This is a genomic window from Marinomonas sp. (assembly GCF_039940335.1).
GTDB lineage: Bacteria > Pseudomonadota > Gammaproteobacteria > Pseudomonadales > Marinomonadaceae > Marinomonas.
This window is the reverse complement of the sequence record NZ_JBDVGW010000012.1, coordinates 353,795-373,868: the sequence shown is the minus strand read 5'-3', so window position 1 is coordinate 373,868 and position 20,074 is coordinate 353,795. Positions and strand designations below refer to the sequence as shown.

Here is a 20,074-nt window from a genome sequence, read left to right as displayed (position 1 = left end):
TTCGGCTTGCTCCCTCAATAAGAGTAATCTTTTCTATGAGTGTTCAAACCCTAATTTATATTGCTGGTCGCTTGGTGAAAGGGGCAATGGTGTTGTTAGTTATTGCCATCTTTAACTTCTTCTTGATTCGTATGGCACCGGGGGATCCAGCTCAGGTGATGGCGGGTGAAGCGGGCGCAACGGATGAAATCTTCCTACAGCAATTAAGAGAGCAGTTTGGTCTAGATCAGCCTTTGTATTATCAGCTGTGGATCTATGTCAGTAACTTATTGCAATTTGATATGGGGATCACCTATCGACAACAAATGCCAGTTTTTGACCTGATTATGGATCGTATGCCAGCCACCTTGCTATTGACTGGAGCGGCATTTGCTTTGTCTTTACTGCTTGGTGTACTTGCTGGAGTGGTTGCCGCAGCAAAACACCGTAAATTTATGGATTCTGTCATTACGGTAGCGGCTTTGATTTTTTACGCTACACCGCTTTTTTGGCTGGCGATGATGGCTGCGCTTTTCTTCTCTGTGTATTTAGAGTGGCTGCCAAGTTTTGGTATGCAAACCGTCGGTGAGAATCTGACTGGTTGGGAAAAGATTAAAGACATTGGTTTGCATTTAATTCTGCCAGCGACAACTTTAGGGCTTTTCTTCACCGCAGTGTATGCCCGTATGACTCGTACTTCGATGATTGAAACGAGCCGTTTGGATTTTGTTAAAACAGCCAAAGCCAAGGGCATGAAGCCATCACGTGTAACGACTCACCATGTGCTACGCAATGCTTTACTACCTGTGGTCACACTGGCTGGTTTGCAAGCCGGTCAATTAATTGGTGGTGCAGTGCTCACCGAGACAGTATTTGCATGGCCTGGAATTGGTCGGTTGATGTTTGAAGCGCTGTTTCAGCGCGACTACAACTTGCTACTAGGTGTTTTCTTTATCTCATCTGCCATGGTTGTTCTCTTCAATTTGGTCACAGATGTTATTTATTGCGTCGTTGACCCACGAATCGAGCTTTCAAAATGAATGTCATAAAATCGTTAACACATAATAAAGTCGCTATGGTGGGCTTTGCTATTCTTTCAATGTTTATTCTCATCGCGGTATTTGGTCCTTACCTATATGACGGTAACCCTTGGAGAATGGTGCAACGTCCATTTATTCCGCCATTTCAAAATAACCAATATATCCTAGGTACAGATACCTTAGGGCGAGATGTCTTGGCCGGATTGATACACGGGGCTCGCATATCTTTATTAGTCGGTTTGGTATCCACTGCGATTGCCTTACTTATCGGTATTCCATTAGGGGCTTATGCAGGCTACTACGGTGGCTGGGTCGATGAAGTCTTGATGCGCTTCACCGAAATCTTTCAGACCGTCCCAAGTTTTGCGCTAGCGATTGTCTTGGTCGCTATATTTGAACCTTCTGTTTATTCCATTACCGGTGCCATTGCGATTGTGAGCTGGCCGCCTGTCGCGCGTCTAGTGCGTGGAGAGTTCTTATCGTTGCGCAGCCAAGAATATGTGCTGGCGGCAAAACTTAATGGTCAAACGAATCGCAACATTATTATGCGAGAAATTTTACCTAACAGTTTGTCTCCTATCATAGTGTTGGCATCTTTGATGGTAGCAAGCGCCATTTTGTTGGAATCGTCCTTATCTTTTCTTGGCTTAGGGGATCCAGAAATAATGTCTTGGGGTTATATGATCGGTGCCGCTAAAACGGTGTTAAGACAAGCGTGGTGGTTAAGTTTCATTCCAGGAGCCGCGATTGCAGTTACTGTACTTTCTCTCAATTTATTAGGTGAAGGCTTAAATGAAGCCTTAAACCCTAAACTATCTGGTAACCGGGAGAACTGATATGAAACCTTTATTAAAAGTTGAGAAGCTAAGCTTACGTTTACCAAAAGGCAGTGATCGAGAGTTTGCTATTCGAGACATAAGTTATGATTTGATGCCTGGAGAGTTGCTTTGTGTGGTAGGGGAGTCCGGTTCTGGAAAGTCCATGACTGCCAATGCCATTATGGGATTATTGCCTAAAGTGATTGAGGTCGATCAAGGTGCGGTGACTTTTGACAGTTATGACCTGACGTCTCTGGAAGAAAAGCGTGCCCGTGCGTTACGTGGTAACCGCATCAGTATGATCTTCCAAGAACCCATGACAGCGCTCAATCCGCTAATGCGAGTCGAGGATCAAATCTCGGAAGTCTTTTTAATTCATACTCAAATGACTTCAACGGAGCGTCATGAACGGACATTGGCATTGCTCGAGGATGTAGGATTACCTGATCCCCAAAAAATGCTTCGAGCCTACCCTCATCAATTGTCGGGTGGCCAACGACAGCGTGTCATGATCGCCATGGCGTTGGCGCTTGAACCTTCAATTTTGATCGCTGATGAGCCGACAACGGCCTTGGATGTCACAACTCAAGCGCAGATTCTGAAGTTGATTAAAGCGTTGCAACGTAAACATAATACCGCTGTGATGTTTATCACTCATGACTTTGGCGTGGTGGCGGAAATTGCCGACCGCGTGGTGGTGATGGAAAAAGGTGAGCTAGTCGAGATTGGTCAATGTGATGAGGTGCTTAATCACCCCAAGCACCCTTATACTCAAAAATTGATCGCTGCCGTACCACCTCTTGTTTCGCCACATAGGGAAGCCAAAGTTTACCAAGAGCCCCCGATCCTATTAGTTAAAGACCTTTGCAAAACCTATTCAACCGGCGGTAGTTGGTTTAGCAAGGCTCGCATTGTGAAAGCCGCAGATAACGTAAATTTTGAGCTTCATCGAGGTGAAACACTAGGACTTGTTGGGGAGTCGGGTTCTGGTAAATCGACGGTAAGCCGTTGCGTTGTGCGTTTACTTGAAGCCGATAGTGGACAAATATTTTTGGCAGGCAAAGAAATTCAGTCACTTGGTAGTAAAGCACTGACCCCCTTTCGAAAACGTATACAAATGGTCTTTCAAGACCCATATGCGTCACTTAACCCTCGTAAAACCATCGGACAAATTATTGCCGATGGCCCAATAGCACAAGGTGTTGAGCCTAGCGTCGCATATCAAAAAGCAGCGGATTTATTGGATTTAGTGGAATTGCCGAAAAGTGCTTTAAGCCGCTACCCTCATGAATTTTCTGGGGGCCAAAGACAAAGAGTTGGTATTGCTCGGGCTTTAGCGCATGACCCAGAAGTTCTGGTGGCAGATGAAGCTATTTCAGCTTTGGATGTGTCAGTACAGGCGCAAATATTAGAACTGATTGAAAATCTCAAGAAACGTCTAAATCTAGCCGTTTTATTTGTTGTACATGACCTTCGTGTAGCCGCGCAAGTGTGTGACCGAGTGATCGTCATGGAGAAAGGCAAAATTGTTGAAATGGGCGAAACCACGCAGGTATTTGAATCGCCAAATCATGAATATACCAAGAGCTTAATTGCGTCGATACCCGGTGCGGACTGGCGCTCAGGTGTGAGCGATGAAAACATTTCTCAGGGTGAAGGAGTGCGTGGTTAATGTTGTATGGAATTGCTCACAGCAGCTATTTAGATATGTCGACTTATGTCGCTTGCTTTGATCAATACTCAGATGAAATGACGTTGGTTAGCAGTGATCAAGTGGAGGATCCATTAGCGGTAACCTTCGCTTTGCTTTGGTTTCCCGAAGAGGACTTTTTTGAACGTTATCCGAATGTGCGTATCGCCGCTTCCATTGCCGCAGGGGTAGACAGCATTTTGGCGTGTCCAAGTTTGCATGATGGTGTCATGGTTTGTCGTAATCGTGACCCTCAGCAAGCGGCCATTATGAGTACCTTTGCAATATGGAACGTCATTAATCACCAACGGAATTTTGCTCAATACCGCCATCAGCAAGCGCAGAAAATCTGGCAACGTTTGCCAATGAGGGCACCTGAAGAAGTCAGTGTTGGGGTTCTTGGTTTGGGTTTTATGGGGGAGAAAATGGCCATAGACCTTCATAATCTAGGTTTTGATGTGGCAGGTTGGCGAAAAAGCAGTGCCCCAATTGCTGATCATGACATTAAGGTTTTTAGTGGTGAAACGCAGCTAAGCGATTTCTTACAGCGTACCGAAATATTGATTTGTGTGTTGCCTTTAACGGGGCAGACGCAAGGCATTCTATCAACTCAGTTGTTTTCTCAATTAAAAGAAAATGCCTATTTAATTCATTTAGGCCGAGGAGGTCACTTGGTGTCTCAAGATCTTCTAACGGCTTTGGAGAATGGGGTCTTGGTTGGCGCTGCCATCGATGTTTTTGACCAAGAGCCATTACCGCAAGATAGCCCACTCTGGCAACACCCAAAAATACTTGTGACGCCACATGATGCAAGTGATGTACGTCCACAGGCCGCTGTGAAGAATTTGATTCATGAAGTAAGACGGTTAAACAAAGGCGAAATGCCGAACAATATCGTGGCAGCAACCCAAGGCTATTAAGTAGAGATAAATTATGACAGTTGAAAAATGTAATCGTGAACGTCTATGGGACTCCATTATGGAGATCGGGCAAATTGGTCACGCAGAAGTGGCTGGCAGCAAAGTCGGTGGTTGCCACCGATTGGCACTTACAGATAAAGATAAACAAGCAAGAGATTTATTCGTTGGCTGGGCAAAAGACATTGGTTGCCGTCTAAGAGTGGACGCGATTGGTAACTTATTCCTTAGACGTGATGGTACTGATAATAGCCTAGCCCCTGTTATGACAGGCAGTCATCTTGATACGCAGCCTACAGGTGGTAAATTTGATGGTGTTTATGGATGTTTGGCTGGTCTTGAGGCCCTTCGTTGCTTGTCTGAAAATGACATTCAGACACTACGTCCAATCGAAGTGGTGGTCTGGACAAATGAAGAAGGCGCTCGATTTAAACCTGCAATGTTAGGTTCTGGTGTTTACGCTAATGTCTTTAAGCTCGAAGATATTTTGGCCACCAAAGATGCCCAAGGGATTAGTCTCGGTTCCGAGCTTGAACGCTTAGGGTATCAGGACCTAATGAGTAAAGAAGATCCTGGGTGCCATCAATATTACGAGTTACATATTGAGCAGGGGCCGGTGTTAGAGGCTTTAGAAACTGATCTAGGCGTTGTTGCTGGGGTATTGGGAATGCGCTGGTACAATGTGGAAGTTGTTGGTCGCTCATGTCATGCAGGGCCAAGCCCAATGGAACTGCGTAATGATGCCCTAGTCGGTGTTGCTGAAATGATTACCGAATTAACAAATATTGCTGCACAACACAGTAAAGATAGCCGCTGTACTATTGGTGAATTAACTATTCCAAATTCTTCTACGAATGTTTCTCCAGGTAAGGTGTGCTTTTCTCTAGATCTTAGAGAAGGCAAGTTAGCTGAGTTAGATGAGCTTCAAACAAAAGCGTTTGAGACCATTCATCGCATCGCCTTTCACCATGATTTGGAGATTGATATTAAGGAAACTTGGTCTTTACCGCCTTGTCCTTTTGATGAAGCCTGCCTTGCCAATATTCAACAAGCCTGCCAAATGAGTTACCCACAAGAGAAGGCACATCAACTGATTAGCGGCGCTGGTCATGATGCGGTGTATGTGAGTCGTGTCGCTCCGACGGCCATGATTTTTGTCCCATCCGAAGATGGCTTAAGTCATAACGAGAAAGAATACACCAGCCCAGAACAGCTAGAAAAAGGCTGTAACGTGCTTCTTAATACGCTTATCTTGTCGGCTAATTCTAAGTAACTAATAGACCAAATTCATAAGGAGAGTGTTTTAATGAAAGCCTTTTATCATCAAGATCAGAGTCAGCATGATCCCAAGTTTTATATGAAAAACGGCAAGCCTATCCCTGCGCGCGAAACACCCGAGCGAGGCGATATTTTTCGTCAAGTTTTGACGGATCTAAATATTTCTATAAACCCAGCGAAAGATTTTGGTTTGTCCTACATCAGTGAAGTACATTCGCCAGATTATGTGAATTTTCTTCGTTCTGTGTATGCCAAATGGAAGCAGTTGCCAGATGCAAGTGAAGAAATTATTCCTAAAAGTAACCCGGGTCGCTATGCAGCGACGTATCCAAAAGATGTCATAGGCCAAGTTGGTTGGCACTTAATGGATACCTCTTGCCCTTTAGGTGAGGGGACTTGGAAAGGCGTGTACGCCTCTGCACAAACAGCAATCAGTGCCGCTGATGCATTGGCAAACCAAGAATGTACCTCTGCTTATGCTGTGTGTCGTCCACCGGGGCATCATGCCTTTAGTGATGGTGGGGCGGGGTTTTGTTTCTTAAATAATTCAGCGATTGCAGCTCAGCGTCTATTGAAAGATTTTAATCGCGTAGCCATTCTGGATGTAGATTTGCATCATGGTAATGGTACTCAGGCGATCTTTTGGCGTCGAAAAGATGTGATGACACTATCAATTCATGCTGATCCGGCTTATTGCTACCCACATTATTGGGGCTATGCTCATGAAAAAGGCGAAGGTGAAGGCTATGGGTATAATGTAAATTTGCCAATTTCAGAAGGCACGGGAGATGTCGAGTTTCTAGAAACGCTAGATCTCGCGCTTGAGCAGTTAGAGGCGTATGCTCCGGATGTTGTCATTATAGCGCTAGGACTGGACGCTTCAGAACAAGACCCTTTTGCTGTGTTGAGCCTAACGACAGAAGGCTTTGGTGAGATTGGTAAGCGTGTGAAAGCTCTAAACAAACCGACGCTTTTTGTTCAAGAAGGCGGTTATATTTCACCTATATTAGGTAACAACCTTGCTGCGGTGTTAACACCTTTCAAAGCTTAATCCGTGTTCCTCTTGTCCTAAGTTAGATCTACTTTGTATAAAGCTTAGGACAAGTGCCTACCATCTGATTTCTATATTTATTCATCTGTCTGATATCTCTTTCCACTGAAATGTAAATTTCTTTATTTGCTAATGAGATTTATTCTCAAACGAGTGGACGTTTGCATCTTTATGTATAATAATGGTTCTCATTACGTTTTTATGAACGATTGATGGGGGTACAGGATGCAACATTGGGAGCGCTTAACCAGACAGGCCAACCGAGCTTATTCGAACCGTGCTTATCTAGAGGCAGTGGATCTGAATCGCCAAGCTTTATCGCAAGCTGAACTTTCTTTTTCGGAAGATTTTCATAAGGATGCTGAGTCTGCTGTAGCGGCGGCTGTGGTGAGCTTCCTTAATATTGCTGAGTCATACACGGCGTTAGGGGATTTCATCTCTGCAAACAGCCAATACGAGTTAGCGGTGAATTTCCTGCAAACCATCATAGTTCGAGCCGACGTTACCGAAGAGCAACGTGATCTAATTTCCAGAACGGGTACACATATTCGTTTTGAGTGGGAGTTGTTTACACAGAGCCACGGTAAAGCGTTCTCTTCTCAAAGTAAGGCGTTGCTTCAGGCGCTAACCCAAGCGGTGTCTTATCCTAATTCGGCAGTGCAGCATTAATTTGCTGACTGGGTTTTATTCAATTTAGAGGATTATTTATGAAAAAATTGCTTTCTAATCTCATGGTGTTAAGCCTTGCAGTTCTAACTAGCCAAGTGGCGCTTGCTCACCCAGGTCATGACCATTCTCACTGGACCAGCAACCCAATTCATATCATCACTATGGTTGCCATTGGCACAGTGATCGTTGGTGGTTTGGTTTACAAACAAACGTCTCGTATCCGTAACCGTAAGGAGAAATAAGCCATGATGCATAGTGTGATCAAAACCTTAGACAAAGTGATTGGTTTTCAAACCGCCCAAGCCCATTGTGACATTCCTTGTAAGATTTACGATCCGTCTACTGCTCAATTGGCGGCTTTAAGCTGTGTTCGCCTGATTGACCTGATCGTTGAACTTGAAGCGAAAGAAGCATTAGGCGTTGCCGATATCGCTCAAATCTCTCGTTTGGTGAGTGAAAAAGAAACGGCCAGCAGTGAAGTGAAAGAAGCCGTGCGTATCATTTGGGGGGATTACTTCAAGGCACCACAATTTGAACAAGTACCGAATGCCCATGCTTTGACCCACAGTATCATGATGCAAGCGTCAAAATGTAAGCAAACGGTTGATAGAGAAGAAGCAGAAAAACTGGTTGAACTGGTCAATGAATTTTCTGAGGCATTTTGGTTAACCAAGGGTGTGGCGACTTATCGTAGTACTTGTCCTTACCCACCACTACTAGAGGTGGTTTACCCAGACTTAAAAGGTTAGTAAAGATCACTAACAGGGAGGTGCAATGCTGCGCTTAATTAAAGTTCAAGGTGAAAGTATGACCCCGCGACTCTTGGACGGGGATTTTGTACTAATCAGTCGCTGGTATCCTTCTTTAAAGGTTGGGCAGCTGGTGGTAGTTGACCATGCACTGTATGGGGTTATTGTGAAGAAAGTTCTTCATATTGCACCAGATGGACAACTCTGGTTGGGTGGTGAAAACAACCAAAGTTTATTATCGGAACGTATTGGTTGGGTATCACCACGACGTATTCTGGGTAAGGTCATCACCTGCATTTGTGCTTCTGCCCAACATCGGCTGGTAAAAGATTAGGCTCATGTTGGTACTCGCTAGAAAGTGTCTAGAATTCTAGACACTTTCTAGAAAATCCCAAAAATGACTCTCAGGTAGACGGTTGGCCTAAGCGGCCTATTTCTCTAAAATCTCGGCAAATTCATCCCATTCCCGTTATTTGCTTTCTGGAGTTTTAAATGTCGTCTGCTACGTTGCCTCAGGCTAAAAAACACACACGCTTAGAAGATGCTCAAGCGATGATTATCGGCACTATGATCATCGCTCTTGGTGTTAATCTATTTACCCAAGCAGGCCTATTAACGGGCGGTTCTGCTGGGTTGGCCTTCTTGATTCAATATTCTACGCCGCTCACATTTGGTCAGGCGTTCTTTTTGATCAATATTCCTTTTTATGCTTTGGCTATTTGGCATTTTGGCTGGGAATTCACCTTAAAAACCTTTGTGGCGGTCTTTTGCCTGTCGGTTTTCTCTGACGTAACACCACTGCTTGTTAGCTTTGAGAATGTAGATCCTATCTATGCAAGTGTTGCCGGTGGTTTTTTAATGGGGGTTGGCTTTCTCATGCTGTTCCGACATAACGCCAGCCTAGGTGGTGTGAATATCTTGGCGCGCTATTTAGCAGAAAAATATGGCATTTCTATGGGCAAATTCCAAATGGCCATTGACTGTATGATAGTGCTGACATCTGTGTTTGTTATGGATGTAATGCTGATCGCTATTTCATTTATCGGTGCTGTGGCGCTAAACATGATCATTGCGGTCAACCACAAACCGGGTCGTTATATGGGCAATGTGTAACGCACAGGTTTATCGGTGTTACACAATAAGCGGCGATAGAGCCGCTTTTTTGCGTATATCTTAGTCAATATCACTTTGCTCGGGCGAGTTGATTCCTTCAATGGCGCAGGTCGGGTATCATGGCATTACTAAAGGTATAGAAGGAAAATCAGTTTGGAGCTGCTTAAAGTCGATAATCTCAATCCTTATCTAGAGGATTTAATTGAGCTGCTATGTGATGCCGTTGACTCCGGTGCCCCCATAGGTTTTTTACCCCCCATGAGTGAATCTGAAGCCAAAGCTTATTGGTTGTCTGTGAATGATGACTTGCAAGTTAATAGTCGCCAAGTACTCTTAGTTCGCGAAGACGATAAGGTGGTAGGGAGTGTACAGATTGCTATGTCTCCTAAAGCCAATGCCTTGCACCGTTGCGACGTTGAAAAGCTTATGGTGCATACTCAAGCACGAGAAAATGGCCTTGGCAGTGTCCTAATGCAAGGGGTCGAGCGAGTGGCTGCGTCCATGCAAAGACAGCTTCTCATTCTAGAAGTAAGAAGTGATGACATTGCCCATGACATGTATGTGAACATGGGCTATATCCCTTTTGGGGAAGTGCCGGGTTATATACGCAGTGCGAATGGCATGTTGTATAATTCGACCTTTTTTTACAAAGAAATTGAACCCACACACGAAGTGTTTACCTAATTTTAAATAGCCTAGGCGATTCTTTTGAGACTTGATTTTTATCTATCCCACGTGACCGATCTGGCACGTAAAGCAGCAAAAATAGCCGCGGCAAAAGGCCGTGTAACCGTAAATGGTGTAGAAGTAAAAAAAGCTAATCACACCATAGTCGAAGGTGATCAAGTTTGCCTTGATGGCGAGCTGCTCGCTTGGCCTTCTGAGGGTTACTATCTGATGCACAAACCAGCAGGCTATGTTTGTGCAAATACCGATGCGGAACATCCAACGGTATTGGATTTACTGCCAAGCCATTTAGGTCAAGGGCTTAACATTGTTGGTCGTCTCGACAAAGACACCACAGGTTTGTTGTTATTAACCACTGACGGGCAATGGCTCCACCGTATTACCTCTCCCCGTAATGCTTGTCAAAAACGCTATCGTATGATGTTGGCTGAGCCCATCAGTGATGAAGCATTACAGGCGCTTGAAGAGGGCGTTATGCTTAATGGCGAAAGCCAAGCTACATTACCTGCAAAAGCTCAGCGTTTGGCGGAACAAGAGATTTACCTGACTATTCAAGAAGGTAAATACCATCAGGTTAAACGTATGTTGGCAGCTGTGGGCAACAAGGTGGTGAGTTTGCATCGAGATCAAATTGGTGAGCTGATATTGGATGCGCAACTACAAGCTGGTGAGTTTCGTGAACTTACGGAACAAGAAGTGTCTTACTTCTAAATATTATTGCAAGGTATAACGATTTTACGGGGAATGATGCCATGAAAGAATTATCGATGGATGAAAGAGTACAGTTATTAGTGGCGCCGGATAGCGAACGCTTAGCCTATTTTGTCGAGCAAGCGAAAGCCACAGAAACCGTTTGGAGTTTGAGCAACGAAGAGGGTTTTGTGATGGTCGAAACCGACGACGGCGATTGTGTCATGGTGTGGCCGGATGCAGAATTTGCCAGCCAATGGGCGATCGAAGATTGGGAAGATTGTGAGCCTGTTGCTATCAGTTTAGAGGTTTTTACCAGCCAATGGTTACCAAGTTTGGCGATGGATAAAATTACCGTTGCTGTATTTCCCAACATAGGAGACGAAGGCAATTTATCCAGTGCAGAAGAGTTGACTGAATTGTTTGCTTAACACTGCCATCGTCAGTGGCAGGCTTGTTAGGTTAGATAATAATGGAATGACAAGAAAGGTATTGTTTGAGCATGAGTACTCGCAAAGCGAATCGTATTGAAACCTTGGCAAAGATACTAGATGCCGCAGAAATTGAGTTTGGCTTAAAGGGCTTTAGTGGTGCTAGTTTGCAGCATATTGCTGATCGAGCTGAGCTTCCTAAGGCAAACATCGTTTATTATTTTCAAAGCAAAGAAAAGCTTTATAAAGAAGTATTGAACAATATTCTAACGGGCTGGAACGATGTGTTTTCACGGGCCACGGTTAACGATGACCCTGCCCATGTTCTCGATGAGTTTATTCGTACTAAACTCGCCTTTAGTGTTTCGAAAGGACGTTCTTCGCGTATCTTTGCGATGGAAGTTATTGGAGGCGCAAATCATATTGGGGATTACTTAAAAGATGAATTATCTCCTTGGTTTGAGTCTCGCATAGCGCTAATCGAAGCTTGGATTGCAGCGGGTAAAATGCGCGCGATTGAGCCGGCCAGCTTGATCTATATGATCTGGGCAACAACGCAACACTACGCAGATTTCGAAGCGCAAATATTGGCACTAGGTGGCGACGATGCCATGGATGAAGCTCATCTAGAGCGTATCGGCGATACCGTAAGCTCCATTATCTTGCAAGGTTGTGGTTTAAGCCTAGAGGCTTGATTGTAAACTTGTGAGCACAAAAAAGGGCTGCTCGTTGTAGGACGAGCAGCCCTTTTTTCATGAGGCTAAGTTAGCTTCTAAAGTGTTTGGCAAGGGCCTGCCATTGTTGTTCAGATTGTGCGGTTAACATTTCTCCATCCAACATGCTGGGTGAATACTCTTCCCCTTGGAGTGTTCTGCAAACCCCGCCCGCTTCAGTATAAATCAGCACCCCAGCGGCATGATCCCAAGGCATCATCTTGTAGGTCAGGCTAAAGTGAAAATGCCCCTGGGAAAGCTGTCGATACGCTGGGCAGGAGGGCAGGTTATTAATGCGAGCAAACTTGGTCGCTTTAAGGGCAAAGTCTTGTTTCTTCGCTCCTGTGTAAGAGTGAATCGACATAATACCGGCTAACTTGCTGAGGTCTTCTTCTGCGCTTACCTGTAAAGCCAAAGGCGCTTGTTCTAAGTCTTTGATGGCCACCTTACCTTGCTCGTGCATTAGCGTGCGCTGATAAAACGCACCTTCCTCTTGGTTGGCGTAGATCCAGTCGTCATTCACAGGGTCATAAAGTAGACCAAAGCGAGTGGTGCCCTCGACGACCACCGCTAAAATAATACCAAAGTCGGCAATGCCATGGGCAAAATTCCAAGTGCCGTCTATAGGGTCAATGATGACACAGGTTTCGGCGCTACCGATTAAGTCTGTGGTATTTGGATCCGCGGCGACGGCTTCTTCGCCAACAATGGCCCAATCCGGGAAAACCTTTTTTATTTCTGCGCTAATGAAGTCTTCACTGGCTTGATCCGCAATGGTCACTAAGTCGCTCACGCTGGTTTTGACCGCCACATCCCCATGATTAAGTTGTCGAAAGTTGGGCATGACGACCTGTTGTCCTGCACGACGTACGATATCTATGAGTTGATGCTGACTGCTCTGCTCAAGATTCATTTGTGGTCACTCCTTAAAACACAATGATAAAAGCGCGATTAGTTTTTTTAGTAAAAAAGTATAGTTTAACGGAATCGTAACCAACCAATGTTACGGTTCAGGTATAGTTAGATGAAACCTTAGTGGAAGTTAATCATGCCAACATCTGCCTCGGCAGTCCAAGAGAACCTGCATTTTCTTTTAAATGAAATAGAAAATCATTGCCAGTTAGCAGAGCTTTTTTATAGCAGTCATTCGTCTGATTTACTGCTGCGTATGCGTTCGCGTCGTGGGTATGTGCAAACTCTGCGGGAAAAAATGGAAAAAGAATGTGCTCAGCTGATAGAACGTAGAAAGCCGGGTACGGCCTTTTACATGCGTGTCGAGGCGTTTCGAAGCTTAGCTCATGTGCTGGATAGCATTTCTAATGATTTTCTGAACTGCTTAGAAGAAGCGACCTTACCACAAGCTTACCAATCTCCAGCAAGCACTCTTTGCCACAAACTTGTACGCCGCATACAACGCTCTATTCGTTTAGTGAAACTTGGCATGGGAAAATCTCACCGTCGCACAGGGATTAAACTTGGTCGTCGAGTGCAAAGTATGTTCAGTGCTTACGAGGAGATTCAACAAGTCACCGTGGGCGCCAAGAGCACATTAAGCGATGAGCAACTACGAGCGACGTTACTCGCCAGTTACTGTTTGAAAAACATTATTTCACGCTTAGCCATGGTGGGAGAGGCGCTGATAAAAGCTGATCTTGGGCAGGTGGTTTCCTTACAAAACTATGATCACTTGCGCGCGACAGCCTCTTCCTTGAACTACAGTCTGAGCGATCTAAAAGTAAGGCGTTTAGCACTAACGCGCTCGGGCAGTGCCATTGCCACTATTAGCCATAAAAAGAAGCTGGATGGTGAAGTACTGGCGGTTTACAAAGAAGGTGATCAGGAAAAAATTGCTGAAGAAGTGCAGGGCGTAAAGCAGTGGCGTGATGTGGATCCAACATTGGCGCCGGATGTGCTTTCCCATAGCCAACCTAGCAAGGATACGTCGGCGTTATTAATTGAACATATGCCGGGTAAGACATTGGAAGCCTTATTGCTGGGTGAAAAGAATCGCAGTGTTGCCGCCGCGCTCAAGGCACTCTTTGATACCTTAAAAAACATTTGGGAAAAGACTCACACGCATGAATTTTGCAATCCAAAATTCATGCGTCAGCTAGCAAAACGCTTGCCTGATAGCAGCAAGGTTCATCCTAAGTTTTTCACCGAGGAGCATAACTTATGTGGTTATGTATCCGCTTCTTTTGATGATTTGGTTGAGCGGGTGGAAAAACTAGAAACCAGCTGGAAGGCACCATTTTCAGTTTTGATTCACGGTGATCTTAACGTCGATAACCTGATTTATGACGATGCGGCTCAGCGTATCTATTTTATAGATCTACACCGTTCTAGTTACTTTGACTATGTGCAAGATATCTCTGTATTAATGGTGTCTATCTACCGATTACAAGTATTGAGTGGTTCTACTCGAGCGCTCATGATGGATTCCGCCAAGCAAATCTATCTGTTCGCTCAAGGCTTTGCAAAGCGCCATGATGATAAATATTTTGAACTTCGATTGGCTGCCGGGCTGGCTCGATCCTTTGCCACGTCAACACGATTTATTTTTGATAAAAAGTTAGCGTCACGTATGCATTTAAGGGCGCGCTATCTGTTAGAACGTTTAGCCGCGCTGAGTCCAGACGAAGAACTAACATTTAAAATTCCCCTAAAGGAGCTGTATTTTGAGTAATCCCTCTGCGTTGCAAGAAAGTGTTGAGGCTAATGGTCGCAAGAAACGGATAGGCGTCGTAGGGATACCGGGCAAATGGTCAACGGAAGTTTTGGCTGATCGCCTTGAGGCCAAAACGGGTTTTCGAGCAGTCATTGATATGAAAGATGTCGAGCTGCGTTTAGACACCAATCAGGTCATGTGGCAAGGGCTCGACCTGTCCACTCTAGATGGCTTGATCGTGAAGAAAATCAGTGAAGTTTACTCGCCAAGCACAGAGGATCGTATTCACCTGCTTTCCCATTTAGAAAAGCTGGGGGTGAAGGTATTTAGCCCGACCCAAAGCATGGATAAGTTGATCAATCGCTTAAGCGGAACATTGGCTTTGCACCAAGGTGATATTCCTATGCCTAAGACTCGAGTAACCGAGTCTGCACAATTGGCTTTCGAGACGGTTCGTGAATACGGTTCAGCCATCTTAAAGCCTTTGTACTCAACCAAGGCTCGAGGCATGTTGATACTGGGTGAAAAAGATTCAGATGAAGTGGTCAAAGAAAAGTTGGCTGAGTATTTAGAACATAACTCTATTTACTACATACAAGAAGCGCTCGATCTTAACGGTCGTGATCTTGGTATGGTCTTCCTGGGCGGCGAATACTTGTGTACTTATGCACGAGTGGCGGGCAGTGATGCTTGGAACACAACCATTCATAGTGGTGGACGTTATGAAAAATATGAAGCAGACGAGGCGCTTATCGAGCTAGGTCGACGTGCTCAAGCTTGTTATGACATGAGCTTCACAACCGTTGATATTGCCTTAACTGATAAAGGGCCAGTGGTCTTTGAAGTATCAGCATTTGGTGGCTTTAAAGGTGCCAAAGAAGGTTGTGGTGTCGATGCGGCCGAAGCGTATGCCCAGTATGCACTGGCTCAGGTGGAGAAATAGTATGCTGATAAACCCTCTTGATAATCATCAGATTAAATTGGCGATGGCAGGCTGTCAGCATCAAGCAAGCTTGGTGTTCGGTGGTTTAAAAGTGTTGGTTCATACAAATGAAAAGCCGCTTTTGGACGAATTAAAAGATTATTACAAAAGTTATCTGATCGCTGGCGAGACAACAAAAACCATCAATGTGTACGCTATACATCAGCAAGCAGTTGAGGACTCTCTGGATTGGTTAGATGTGCCGAGAGAAGCTGGGAAACAAGGTAAAAAAGAAGGCTATTTAGACAGCACAGCGGGTCGTTGGATCAAGAAGTTCAAAACTGGCATGTTAATGCTACAGCGTCAGCGCGACCCTGTGGTAGTGGGCCCTTGTTTGGACAATCTTGCACAGATTATCAACTTTGTGAACAACCAGTTTATCAATACTTATTTACGTCAAGACTGCTTACTTGGCCATGCTTCAGGCTTTTGCATCGATGGTGATGTCACGGCCATTGCAGCAGGCTCTGGTGGTGGTAAATCAACCTTAATGCTGCGCTGCTTAGAAGACAGTCGTCGACAGTTTTTGACCAATGATAGGTTGTTGATGCAGGTGGCAGATCAGCAAGTCAATGCTATTGGTGTGGCGAAATTACCGCGAGTCAATCCGGGTACCTTATTGCATTCGCACCAAGAGCGTCTAAAACATATTTTGCCAGATGACCAACAAGTAGCAGTCCAGGTACTTACTCAACAAGAGCTTTGGGTGTTAGAGCAAAAATACGATGTGCAAATCGAAGAAGAGTATGGTCCAGGACGCGTCACTTTAACCGGTAAGCTGAAGAATCTGATTATGCTTGATTGGACGTTAAACGATGCTCAGCCGACTCAGTTGAATTTGGTTGATCTAAAGCAAGAGCCTGATGCCATTGAAGGCCTTCGCAAACGCCCAGGACCTTTTTATCAAGATGATGAAGGGGACTTTAAAGCCTTAACTGAATGCGATTCGGTCGAGAAATACTGTGCCGCATTGCAGTCTGTACTGGTATATCGCCTGTCAGGTCGTATCGATTTTGATAAAGCTTTTGAGCTAATCGCGGAGTTAGACAAGTCATGATGAAACGCTGCGCTTTAATACGCCATGGTGCCTATGAGCAACTTAAAAATGTGCCGAGTGCTTTGCAACCTTACCCTCTCACCGAAGCGGGTGAAGAGGAAGTGCGCCAACAAGCCAGAGAGTTTGCTAGCTGGCTAAAGGCCAATGGGGCGCAGCTTGATCCCATTATTGATTCTTCAACCTTGCTACGTGCTTGGCAAACAGCCGAAATTTATCGCCAAGAACTCAGTGAGTTCTTTTCCGAACCTGCACAGATAAACAGCTATGCTGGGTTATGTGAGCGCAGTGTCGGAGCGGTAGCGAATCTAGATCTTGCAGAAATAGAGCGGATTATTGAGCTGGATCCTAGATACAGTACCCCGCCAGAAAACTGGAAATCCATGAGTACTTATAAGCTGCCATTTGATGGCGCTGAGTCCTTATTGGACGCTGGCGAACGAGTGGCTAACCACCTTCGTAGTTGGCATCAGCAAGCGGGAAATGACATTAAATTGATCGTGGGGCACGGGGCGTCGATTCGTCATGCCGCCTATCATCTAGAAATTATTTCCTTGAGTGATATAAAAAAACTTAGCATGTTTTATGGGCATCCCGTTGTATTTGCGTTTGCCGATGACTTGTCTGCTAGTGGCCCAATTTACGGCCAATGGAAACAGCGTCAGGCCCAAGACGTACCTGATTAACAACGTACATACATAGGTTTAACCCATGCGAAGCCCATTACCCCAAATTAACGATAAACCCGAACACGCAGAGATTATTGCTCGCCTCCCTAATGAGTGGACGGCATGGCCCCAAGACAGTGGCTCAAGTAATGCCATGGCGAGAACTTCTGTCAACACGCCAGGCAAAACGCTTAAAAAGAGCAAGCTGGCATGGCCTAAACGTCCTGTGGTGTTTATTTCAGACCCTCATGCGGACGCTACAGCGTTTGAAGCCTCTCTTATCGCGGCAGGTGTCGCCTCCCAACGTAAAGCTGGACTGGGCAAACTCAAGCTTACCAAATCTGGCCGAAAAACAGAGATCATTATCGGTGGGGATTGTCTGGACAAAGGGCCGAGTAACTTATCCTTATTGCGCAGTGTTAAGCAGTTGTATCGCTTGAAAGCTCGAGTCACCTTGTTAGCGGGCAATCATGACCTGCGTTTGATCATGGGGTTATTGGCTTTAGCGCGCAAAAAAGACATTGGCAACCAGCATTTCTTCGTGCGTATGGGGAAAAAAGTGATTCCATTATTTAAAGAAGTGTTTGAGCAGTATTTGGCAGGCACTAAATGGGACAAGAAAATTCCAGATGAAGATACCTGTCGAGGTATTTTGTTTCCCAATGATAAATGGTTCGAAGCTTTTCCATACCATGCCGCAGGTCAATTGACGGCGGAAGGTATTGATCGGGAAGTGCGTAAAATGCGCTCCAAAGTACATAGTTTTGAAAATCATTGCTTGGCTGCGGGCTTGTCTCTTAGACATGTGTATGCCGCTTCTGTCATGTGCCAAAAACTGTTTCTACATAAAAAAGGTGAGTTTGCCTGGTTCTTCCGCAAAATGAAGCTGGTAGAAAAACGCGGTTCATTCTTGTTTTTGCATGCTGGCTTGGACGATACCATGAGCGAGTTGTTGTTAAAAAGTGGCATCAAGTACGCTAATAAAGCCTTCCATCGAAACCTTAAACATCGTGATTTATTTGGCTTTTATTACAGCTCTATCGCAAATACCTTCCGCACCAAGTATCGAGATGCAGACTTACCGCTCACCGAGCGTGGTGTCAAAGCCATTCATAAAGCTGGGATTCATGTGGTGGTGCAAGGCCATGTGAACCGACAGCAGGGGCAAAGAGTCACGGTGAAGAAAGGTCTGATTCATGTGGAAGCGGATATTACGTTAGATGAGCATTCCCGCCGTAGTGAAGGGCTAGACAGTTACGGCATTGGCGCTACTTTAATTAACAAACGCCAAGGCTTAATCGGTATCAGTTGTGATTACCCCACGGCGAAAGTGATGAAACCTCAAGCATTACGCCAAATATACGGATAACAAAGATGAAGTCGAAAACAGAGTTTAAACACGAAGCCTTGCTAGACGCGGAAGATGTGCAAGAGTTGTTAAAGTCTCTTTCTAAAGGGTTGGGCAAGGGGAAGTTAGAGTTTAGTGATGATAAAGGCATGTTAAGTCTGCAGCCAGAAGGGTTGCTGTATCTGAAAGTCACCGCGGCAGAAGAAGATGATAGACAGCAAGTGGACATTAAAATTCGTTGGGAAAAACAGCCTAAAAAGCTAAGCAAGGATCTGCCGAAAATCAGCAGTTAAAAATTGCCCTAGGAAATTCATATCTCCTAGGGCTGTCAGTGTTACGCCAGTCGATAGCCAGTGCGATCCTTGTGCTGTTCTAAACTTGTAATATTCTCTAGCGTTGTTTGAGCTATATGAGCGAGTGCTTCTTCCGTAAAGTAGCCTTGATGGCCTGTCACCACCACGTTAGGGAAGGTGAGAAGCAGCTGGAACACACTGTCTTGGATTATGTCTGAGGACATGTCTTCAAAAAACAAGGACCCCTCATATTCATATACATCTAATCCTAGATAACCAATCTTACCACTGTATAACCCCTGAATAGCATCCTGAGCATGGACAAGGGCACCTCGACTAGTGTTGATCAGCATGACGCCATCACGCATTTTTTCGAGGGTTTGTTGGTTAATAAGGTGATGCGTCGAAGCATTTAGTGGGCAATGCAAACTGATGATTTGACTGCTGGCAAAAAGGGTATCTAAATCCGTATATTCACAGCCTAAATCCATCAGTTCTTGATTAGGTTCTATGTCATAGCAAAGTACCTTACAGCCAAAGCCATTCATAATGCGACAAAATGCTTGACCAATTCTGCCTGTCCCAATGCAGCCAACGGTTTTCCCTTGTAAGTTAAAACCTAACAGACCCTCAAGGGCAAAATTACCTTCTTTTACTCTATGGTAAGCACGGTGTGTCTTTCTATTGAGTGTCATGATTAGAGCCAAAGCGTGCTCTGCCACAGAGGTCGGGCTGTAATCGGGTACATGATAAACCTCAATACCAAGATTTTTAGCACAATCGAGATCCACATTGTTATAGCCTGCACAACGCAGTATTACCGCTTTAATGCCTTGTTTTGACAGTTGATGAAGCACTTTAGAATTGATCACATCATTAACAAAGCAAGACACGGCGTCAAACCCTTGTACTAGGCTAGTTGTTTCTTCACAGAGCTTACTCTCAAAAAACGATAACTCGACTTCTAAGCCTTTTGCTTGAGTTGTAAGGGTTCGTATATCGTAGGGTTTACAGGAAAATACAGCGACTCGCATGATGACTCCAGTTTCGATCTAAAGATAGGCTAACTCTAATACGAAAAATATTTAAAGGTTGGCTTAGTTGCTTAAGTATTGACCCAAAGCAAGCTTTAAAATCTTTTAAACTAAGATGAATAGGGCGTTAAAGACGTTAGCTATTAAACCAAGGGGAAAAAAAGGATGTGCTTGTACTACCTGTGATAAACGTTATTTTTCA

General features: G+C 44.8%; 23 protein-coding genes. 21 read left to right on the top strand and 2 right to left on the bottom strand.

The genetic code is table 11. The features are described 5' to 3' along the window. The first annotated feature begins 35 nt into the window (after nt 1-35). The 15 genes from ABJF92_RS09160 to ABJF92_RS09090 all read left to right on the top strand — a co-directional run bounded on the left by ABJF92_RS09160 (nt 36) and on the right by ABJF92_RS09090 (nt 11,807). Nucleotides 36-1,019, top strand: a complete 984-nt coding sequence (locus ABJF92_RS09160) for an ABC transporter permease (protein ID WP_446815485.1) — start codon at nt 36-38, stop codon at nt 1,017-1,019. Next, complete coding sequence (locus tag ABJF92_RS09155; protein WP_446815484.1) at nt 1,016-1,855, top strand: ABC transporter permease; 840 nt, start codon at nt 1,016-1,018, stop codon at nt 1,853-1,855. Before ABJF92_RS09160 ends, ABJF92_RS09155 begins: the two co-directional genes overlap by 4 nt. A gap of 1 nt (nt 1,856) precedes the next feature. Continuing rightward, nucleotides 1,857-3,509 (top strand): ABC transporter ATP-binding protein, encoded by a 1,653-nt coding sequence (locus ABJF92_RS09150; protein ID WP_446815483.1) that lies wholly within the window; start codon nt 1,857-1,859, stop codon nt 3,507-3,509. Further along, nucleotides 3,509-4,447, top strand: coding sequence for a 2-hydroxyacid dehydrogenase (locus ABJF92_RS09145; RefSeq protein ID WP_446815482.1), 939 nt, complete (start codon nt 3,509-3,511; stop codon nt 4,445-4,447). The genes ABJF92_RS09150 and ABJF92_RS09145 overlap by 1 nt, the downstream gene beginning before the upstream one ends. Before the next feature lie 13 nt (nt 4,448-4,460). Further along, nucleotides 4,461-5,717: a Zn-dependent hydrolase gene (locus tag ABJF92_RS09140; RefSeq protein ID WP_446815481.1), complete on the top strand. Its 1,257-nt coding sequence runs from the start codon at nt 4,461-4,463 to the stop codon at nt 5,715-5,717. Between the two features lie 33 nt (nt 5,718-5,750). After that, complete coding sequence (locus ABJF92_RS09135) at nt 5,751-6,773, top strand: histone deacetylase family protein (RefSeq protein ID WP_446815480.1); 1,023 nt, start codon at nt 5,751-5,753, stop codon at nt 6,771-6,773. Nucleotides 6,774-6,998: 225 nt separating this feature from the next. Beyond that, nucleotides 6,999-7,442 (top strand): tetratricopeptide repeat protein, encoded by a 444-nt coding sequence (locus tag ABJF92_RS09130; RefSeq protein WP_446815479.1) that lies wholly within the window; start codon nt 6,999-7,001, stop codon nt 7,440-7,442. Between the two features lie 38 nt (nt 7,443-7,480). Continuing rightward, nucleotides 7,481-7,684 (top strand): hypothetical protein, encoded by a 204-nt coding sequence (locus ABJF92_RS09125; protein ID WP_445975797.1) that lies wholly within the window; start codon nt 7,481-7,483, stop codon nt 7,682-7,684. Between the two features lie 3 nt (nt 7,685-7,687). Beyond that, entirely contained in the window at nt 7,688-8,191 is a 504-nt protein-coding gene (sodN, locus tag ABJF92_RS09120; RefSeq protein WP_446815478.1) for a superoxide dismutase, Ni, read from the top strand. A gap of 25 nt (nt 8,192-8,216) precedes the next feature. Further along, nucleotides 8,217-8,525 carry a S24/S26 family peptidase gene (locus tag ABJF92_RS09115; protein WP_446815477.1) on the top strand — a complete coding sequence of 103 codons (309 nt, stop codon included), beginning with the start codon at nt 8,217-8,219 and terminating at the stop codon, nt 8,523-8,525. Nucleotides 8,526-8,683: 158 nt separating this feature from the next. Then, nucleotides 8,684-9,304 carry a YitT family protein gene (locus ABJF92_RS09110; protein WP_446815476.1) on the top strand — a complete coding sequence of 207 codons (621 nt, stop codon included), beginning with the start codon at nt 8,684-8,686 and terminating at the stop codon, nt 9,302-9,304. 153 nt (nt 9,305-9,457) lie between these two features. Next, entirely contained in the window at nt 9,458-9,988 is a 531-nt protein-coding gene (locus tag ABJF92_RS09105; protein WP_446815475.1) for a GNAT family N-acetyltransferase, read from the top strand. A gap of 24 nt (nt 9,989-10,012) precedes the next feature. Next, entirely contained in the window at nt 10,013-10,702 is a 690-nt protein-coding gene (locus tag ABJF92_RS09100; protein WP_446815474.1) for a 16S rRNA pseudouridine(516) synthase, read from the top strand. A gap of 41 nt (nt 10,703-10,743) precedes the next feature. Further along, nucleotides 10,744-11,112, top strand: a complete 369-nt coding sequence (locus tag ABJF92_RS09095; protein WP_446815473.1) for a DUF2750 domain-containing protein — start codon at nt 10,744-10,746, stop codon at nt 11,110-11,112. A gap of 71 nt (nt 11,113-11,183) precedes the next feature. Further along, nucleotides 11,184-11,807, top strand: coding sequence for a TetR family transcriptional regulator C-terminal domain-containing protein (locus tag ABJF92_RS09090; RefSeq protein WP_446815472.1), 624 nt, complete (start codon nt 11,184-11,186; stop codon nt 11,805-11,807). 70 nt (nt 11,808-11,877) lie between these two features. Here the strand turns inward: ABJF92_RS09090 and ABJF92_RS09085 are convergent, their stop codons facing one another. Next, on the bottom strand, nt 11,878-12,738 hold the full coding sequence (locus ABJF92_RS09085; RefSeq protein WP_446815471.1) for an inositol monophosphatase family protein: 861 nt from the start codon (nt 12,736-12,738) through the stop codon (nt 11,878-11,880). Nucleotides 12,739-12,873: 135 nt separating this feature from the next. On the opposite strand from ABJF92_RS09085, the gene ABJF92_RS09080 reads away from it, so the two are divergent. The 6 genes from ABJF92_RS09080 to ABJF92_RS09055 are packed head-to-tail and all read left to right on the top strand — an operon-like array spanning nt 12,874 to nt 18,838. Beyond that, on the top strand, nt 12,874-14,511 hold the full coding sequence (locus tag ABJF92_RS09080) for a phosphotransferase (protein WP_446815470.1): 1,638 nt from the start codon (nt 12,874-12,876) through the stop codon (nt 14,509-14,511). Continuing rightward, on the top strand, nt 14,504-15,436 hold the full coding sequence (locus tag ABJF92_RS09075; RefSeq protein WP_446815469.1) for a GAK system ATP-grasp enzyme: 933 nt from the start codon (nt 14,504-14,506) through the stop codon (nt 15,434-15,436). The genes ABJF92_RS09080 and ABJF92_RS09075 overlap by 8 nt, the downstream gene beginning before the upstream one ends. A gap of 1 nt (nt 15,437) precedes the next feature. After that, nucleotides 15,438-16,532: an HprK-related kinase B gene (locus ABJF92_RS09070; RefSeq protein ID WP_446815468.1), complete on the top strand. Its 1,095-nt coding sequence runs from the start codon at nt 15,438-15,440 to the stop codon at nt 16,530-16,532. After that, complete coding sequence (locus ABJF92_RS09065) at nt 16,529-17,215, top strand: histidine phosphatase family protein (RefSeq protein WP_446815467.1); 687 nt, start codon at nt 16,529-16,531, stop codon at nt 17,213-17,215. Before ABJF92_RS09070 ends, ABJF92_RS09065 begins: the two co-directional genes overlap by 4 nt. Before the next feature lie 25 nt (nt 17,216-17,240). Next, entirely contained in the window at nt 17,241-18,566 is a 1,326-nt protein-coding gene (locus ABJF92_RS09060) for a metallophosphoesterase (RefSeq protein ID WP_446815466.1), read from the top strand. 5 nt (nt 18,567-18,571) lie between these two features. After that, the gene (locus tag ABJF92_RS09055) at nt 18,572-18,838 is read left to right on the top strand and encodes an amphi-Trp domain-containing protein (RefSeq protein WP_445975811.1); all 267 of its coding nucleotides are present in this window, start codon (nt 18,572-18,574) and stop codon (nt 18,836-18,838) included. Nucleotides 18,839-18,879: 41 nt separating this feature from the next. Here ABJF92_RS09055 and ABJF92_RS09050 read toward each other — a convergent pair whose 3' ends face one another. Next, the gene (locus ABJF92_RS09050) at nt 18,880-19,872 is read right to left on the bottom strand and encodes a 2-hydroxyacid dehydrogenase (RefSeq protein WP_446815465.1); all 993 of its coding nucleotides are present in this window, start codon (nt 19,870-19,872) and stop codon (nt 18,880-18,882) included. Nucleotides 19,873-20,074 lie beyond the last annotated feature (202 nt).

Coding starts and splice junctions, on each gene's coding strand:
- ABJF92_RS09160 (WP_446815485.1), top strand. CDS start 36: ATGAGTGTTCAAACCCTAATTTATATTGCTGGTCGCTTGGTGAAAGGG.
- ABJF92_RS09155 (WP_446815484.1), top strand. CDS start 1,016: ATGAATGTCATAAAATCGTTAACACATAATAAAGTCGCTATGGTGGGC.
- ABJF92_RS09150 (WP_446815483.1), top strand. CDS start 1,857: ATGAAACCTTTATTAAAAGTTGAGAAGCTAAGCTTACGTTTACCAAAA.
- ABJF92_RS09145 (WP_446815482.1), top strand. CDS start 3,509: ATGTTGTATGGAATTGCTCACAGCAGCTATTTAGATATGTCGACTTAT.
- ABJF92_RS09140 (WP_446815481.1), top strand. CDS start 4,461: ATGACAGTTGAAAAATGTAATCGTGAACGTCTATGGGACTCCATTATG.
- ABJF92_RS09135 (WP_446815480.1), top strand. CDS start 5,751: ATGAAAGCCTTTTATCATCAAGATCAGAGTCAGCATGATCCCAAGTTT.
- ABJF92_RS09130 (WP_446815479.1), top strand. CDS start 6,999: ATGCAACATTGGGAGCGCTTAACCAGACAGGCCAACCGAGCTTATTCG.
- ABJF92_RS09125 (WP_445975797.1), top strand. CDS start 7,481: ATGAAAAAATTGCTTTCTAATCTCATGGTGTTAAGCCTTGCAGTTCTA.
- sodN (WP_446815478.1), top strand. CDS start 7,688: ATGATGCATAGTGTGATCAAAACCTTAGACAAAGTGATTGGTTTTCAA.
- ABJF92_RS09115 (WP_446815477.1), top strand. CDS start 8,217: ATGCTGCGCTTAATTAAAGTTCAAGGTGAAAGTATGACCCCGCGACTC.
- ABJF92_RS09110 (WP_446815476.1), top strand. CDS start 8,684: ATGTCGTCTGCTACGTTGCCTCAGGCTAAAAAACACACACGCTTAGAA.
- ABJF92_RS09095 (WP_446815473.1), top strand. CDS start 10,744: ATGAAAGAATTATCGATGGATGAAAGAGTACAGTTATTAGTGGCGCCG.
- ABJF92_RS09090 (WP_446815472.1), top strand. CDS start 11,184: ATGAGTACTCGCAAAGCGAATCGTATTGAAACCTTGGCAAAGATACTA.
- ABJF92_RS09085 (WP_446815471.1), bottom strand. CDS start 12,738: ATGAATCTTGAGCAGAGCAGTCAGCATCAACTCATAGATATCGTACGT.
- ABJF92_RS09080 (WP_446815470.1), top strand. CDS start 12,874: ATGCCAACATCTGCCTCGGCAGTCCAAGAGAACCTGCATTTTCTTTTA.
- ABJF92_RS09070 (WP_446815468.1), top strand. CDS start 15,438: ATGCTGATAAACCCTCTTGATAATCATCAGATTAAATTGGCGATGGCA.
- ABJF92_RS09065 (WP_446815467.1), top strand. CDS start 16,529: ATGATGAAACGCTGCGCTTTAATACGCCATGGTGCCTATGAGCAACTT.
- ABJF92_RS09060 (WP_446815466.1), top strand. CDS start 17,241: ATGCGAAGCCCATTACCCCAAATTAACGATAAACCCGAACACGCAGAG.
- ABJF92_RS09055 (WP_445975811.1), top strand. CDS start 18,572: ATGAAGTCGAAAACAGAGTTTAAACACGAAGCCTTGCTAGACGCGGAA.
- ABJF92_RS09050 (WP_446815465.1), bottom strand. CDS start 19,872: ATGCGAGTCGCTGTATTTTCCTGTAAACCCTACGATATACGAACCCTT.